Here is a 1,196-nt window from a genome sequence, read left to right on the forward strand (position 1 = left end):
GGGGTCGACGGACCACAGGCGGTGGTCGGGGCCGTTGACGTAGGTGATCAGGTGCTTGGTCGCCGGGTCCACCACGGTGACGGGGTCGCCGGCGGCCATGGCGCCGAAGTCGATCCAGCCCGGTCCCTGCGGATCCACGGACCACAGGTGGTTGGCGGTGTCGCGGACGTAGGTGATCAGGTGCCCGGTCGCCGGGTCCGCCACGACACTGGGCCGTCCCGCCCGCGCCGGGGCGGCGAGGGAGTCGAGGATGCGCTGGGCGTCGTCGGACTCCGGTTGGTAGCGGTCGGGGTAGGCCGAGACCTGGACCTTCTGGCAGACGACGCCGATGGACTGGTTCTGCCAGGAGCCGTTGGGGTAGGCACTGAGCATCGCGTCCAGGAACTTGTTGGTGGCGTAGGCCGGGTCGAGCCGCTGATCGTAGGAGCCCCACCAGTTCTGCTGCTGGAACAGCCCGACGCTGGTGTGGTCGAGCATGTTCGGGTTGTTCCGAAGCTCCGACTCCACGATGGCCGTGGTGATCGCGATGACCGCGGCCCGGTCTGGCAGGTTGTGGGCACGGGCGGTGTCGGCTATTGCCCGTGCGCAGGAGACCCGGTAGGCCGTCATCGCGTTGGCCAGCTTCCCGGTCAGAACCTTGTTGAGGCTCGCCGCGGTGGCGGAATCGGCGTCGGTGACGGTCCCACAGGACCGGTCCGGCAGCGTGGCGTAGGCGGGGGAAGCGGTTACCACCGCGGGGACGACCAGGGCGGCCGCCGTCACGAGGGCGGGAAGAATCGAACGGAGACGGCACTTCATCGGAACAGCTGCCCTTTCCTGAAGGCAAACGGACGTGTCGGTGAGTCGTGTCGCCGTCCCCCGGGCCGCATTGGCGCCGGGCCCGGGCCGGGGGCACGTCCGGGCGGAGCGACCCGGACGTGCCCGACTGTCGGTCAGTTGGTGGTGGCGACTGCGTTGCCGGGGACGTCGGCCCGGGAGCTGCCCCACTTGCGGGCGGATCAGGGCCGTAGTCGGAGCCGGCTGGTTCCGGCGGTCGAAGAGCGATCCGGACGGTGAAGGGCCTCTCCTGGCACCAACCGATCCGGAGGCCGGTTCCTTCAGGAGGCGACGGCTGCGGGGCCGCCCCAGAACTTGGTCCAGCCCGGGCCCTTGGGGTCGACGGACCAGAAGGTGCCGTTGGTGTCGTGGGCGTAGGT

Annotated in this window: 1 pseudogene; it reads right to left on the reverse strand. The window is 70.2% G+C overall.

What is annotated here, in order from left to right:
* Window positions 1-762: pseudogene (locus VM95_RS39530) on the reverse strand (hypothetical protein); the annotation flags it as partial.
* Window positions 763-1,196: the final 434 nt, after the last annotated feature.

The sequence above is a fragment of the Streptomyces rubellomurinus genome, from assembly GCF_000961885.1.
Classification (GTDB): Bacteria; Actinomycetota; Actinomycetes; order Streptomycetales; family Streptomycetaceae; genus Kitasatospora; species Kitasatospora rubellomurina.